At 69.5% G+C, this 3173-nt stretch carries 1 protein-coding gene; it reads right to left on the bottom strand.

What is annotated here, in order from left to right; all coding sequences use genetic code 11:
• Window positions 1–3018 (bottom strand): CHAT domain-containing protein (locus tag B9P64_RS21470; protein WP_139826452.1); only part of this gene is annotated, 3018 nt, incomplete at its 3' end.
• Between the last annotated feature and the right edge of the window lie 155 nt (window positions 3019–3173).

Here is a 3173-nt window from a genome sequence, read left to right as displayed (position 1 = left end):
GGCGATCTGGCCGTGGGTGATGGCGAGGGAGCGCACATCGCCGAGGTGGGTGAAGACGGGCAGTAGCTGCTCGCGGCGGATGCGCAGCGCCTCGTTGAGCTGCCCGCGCGCCTGAAGGATGTCGGCGATCTTGCCTTCGCACACCGCAATGCCGTAGTCGTTGGCCCAAGCCTTTTCCACTTCGAGCAGGCGGTGCAAAAGGACGACGGCTTCGTCAGGCGTACTCCGCTCGGCACGCGCAGCCAGCTCGAAGAGGATGCGATTCAGCCCTGTCGCCGTCAGATTGGCGGTCTCGCGAGCGCGGGCGCCAACCTGATCCAGCGCAGCCGCTTCGTCCTCGGCGCACCCCGCCCAGCACCAGGCGCTGGCCGTCTCAGCCGCAAGCCAGAACAGGCTGTCCATGTCGTCGCCGGCCAGCTCGTCCATCAGCCGGGCGCCGAGCTTGCCGGCCTCGGTCGGCGCCCCAGCGTCCTTCAGATCACTCACGACTTCGGGGCCGAGCCGGTGCATCAACGCGTGGTCCTCCGTCAGCTCGGCCAGTCGCAGCAACTCCCGCCGCTGCGCGGCCGTCCAGTGCTTGTGCTTGTCGTCGTTCTGCGTCCAGACCGTTCGCAGCACTGTCAGCGCCACGCTTGAGAAATGCCGGGCATCGCCAGCCGACAGTGCGCTGCGTGCGCGCAGCGCCGCCGCTACCAGCGGGTTCAGCATCAATTCATCGCCACCGGCTTCCCGATCGAGCAGCCCCAGCGCCAGCACCGTGTCGAGTGCCTGCCTGCCGTTGCTGTCGGCCACCTCGGCCGCGAGCGCGTCCCAGGCCCGGCGCGGCGCGGCGATGCCGAACACCTGCCCCGCATGCAGCAGCGCCTCCGCATCGCCACCCGCCGCCTTCAGCAGCGCATCGATGGCGAGGTTGCCGAGAAAGTCGGCCACCTCGGTGGTGCTTGCGTCGCCCTGGGCTGCGAGATAGCGGCGCATGTCGGCAATGGCCTGTTCCGCCTGCGCAATCGGCAGGTTGAGTTGCAGGGCCAATTGCAACCCCAGCAGGTCTTGCAGCCGCGCATTGCCGCCGGCGAGTTCGGCTGCGGCATCGCAGAGCGCTACCCGCCGCGCGTATTCGGCATGCCGGTCGTCGATGCCGCAGGCCGCAAGCTGGCGGTCGCGCAGGCGCTCGCGGTAGATCGGCGCAAGGCCGCCGAGCGCAATGCGCGCAAGGCCGGCGGCAAGGTCGCGGCTGCCGTCTTCGCTGTCGGGCAGGGCGAAGTCGTAACGGCAGGTGAGCAGCAGGCGGTTGTCGCCGCGCTTGTCGGCCAGCCGAAAGGCGCGCAGCACGGCGCGCAGCAGCGGCAGGGCCTCGTCGCGTGGCCGCAGCGCACTGGCGGCGTCGGCAATCCGGTCGCCGGGGCGTTCCAGGTCGTCCACGAGCAGGAGCAGCGGCATGGCGTCGGCGCTGCCGGCCAGCTCGGCGCTCTGCCGCAGCAGCGCGGCCAGTGCGTCGCCCAGGCATCGCTCCTGTTCCGGGCCGGAGGTGCTGTCCACCTGCGGCAGCCAGTGGTCGACGATGCTGCGCAGCTTGGGCTGGTCTTGCCAGACCTCGCGCAGCTTGCGCAGCAGGCGCTGCGGCGAGTAGTCCTGATGCACAACCACAAACTGCACGTTGGCGACGCTCGCCTGCCAGCGGTCGGCAATGCGCCCGGCCAGACTCGACTTGCCGTAACCGCCCTGGCCGTGAATGAGCAGGCCGACATGCTCGTTGGTCTGAAGCTCGCGCACCGCATCGGCAAGCTGCCGTCGCCGGCCCACGAACATCTCGGGCGTGGCCACTTTCAGGCCGTTGCCATGCTCGTCGCCCAGCAGGCGCATGCCGCTGTTGTGCGTGGTGCTGCGCCGGCTGCGCTTGCCACGCACCAGCTTGCCGCCGGCGGCGGGAGCGAGCCAGAGCCGCGCCATCGACCAGTCGCGCCCCAGCTGGCGGCGTTCGGCATCGGTGAGCGCGGGGCCGGCTGGCTTGGTCCTGGCTGCGCCTTCTTCCTTCAGTGCGCGCCGCGCGCTTGCGACGGCTTCGGCCAGCGGCTCATGCGTTCCGAGCGCGGCATAGAGGTGATGGGCGAAACGGATCGCCGCAATGTCGCTGACCGATCCATCCCAGCCGACGACGGCCGGCATGCCCGCCTGAACAAGACTCGCGGCCATCGCGTCGGCAACCGAGCGCTGAAACAGCGCCGGCTGGGCGGCCGACCGGCAGGCCGAGAGCACCAGCAACGCCGGCCGATGACTGCCAATGGTCTTGAGCAGGCCGCCGGCCGTGGTGCGGACCTCGTTTTGCGCGATGTCCTCGAAATACAGCGCCGGCTGTGGGTCGGACTTGCATTCGCTGCCGTCGCCGCCGTGGCAGGACAGATGCAGCACCTGATAGGGCTGGGCGCTGGCGCCGGCCAGGCGTTCGCGGAGATCGGGCGCGTAGCCGCTGTCGACGACCAGCAGCTCCACCGGCGTGTCCTTGACCGTTTTCGCAATCTCCTGCTCCTCGCGCTCGAAATCGAGCGAGTGCTGGCCGCGCGGTGCGGCGGCCATGAACACGATGCCGAGCTTCAGATCGTTGGCCGGTTCCGCTGGCGTCTGCGCCGCGCCGATGCGGCGGGTCACGTTGAACTGCTGAGTGTCGTGCAGCGCGAGATGCGCGCCCTTGCAGGCCAGCAGTTCCCAGGGCGCATGCAGCGCGGCGCGCTGGCCCTCGGTGAGTTCGTGCCCGGTGTCGGCAACGATTTCCAGGGTGATCGGATAGGCGAGGCGGTTCCAGTGCTCGCTCAGCCAACGGGCGTCGCCATCCAGCCAGTTCCACAGCGCCGCGCCTATCGCCAGCAGTTCGTTCTCGCCGCCGGCTTGGCGTGCATGGCGGTAGTGCGTGGTCGCATTGACGAGTGCCGTGGTGTCGAGCGGCCGCGACTGTGCGACCGGATGCAGCGGCGAGCGAAAGCGGACGGTGCCGGTTTCGATGAACAGCGTGAGCGTGGTTGTCATGGCGAAGAGGCGGGCGCGGCGTGGAAGCCATGAGCCTAGCTGCTGCCGACCGCACCGGGCAGAACCGGCCGCAGCAGGTGTGATTTGACCGAGGCATCCGCAAGGCAAGTCGGTTGAGCGGTTTGCGCCCCCTGCCCCTTTACAAGGCAGCGCGC

Source organism: Derxia lacustris (assembly GCF_002105195.1).
Classification (GTDB): domain Bacteria; phylum Pseudomonadota; class Gammaproteobacteria; order Burkholderiales; family Burkholderiaceae_E; genus Derxia; species Derxia lacustris.
This window is presented reverse-complemented; position numbering and strand designations above follow the sequence as displayed.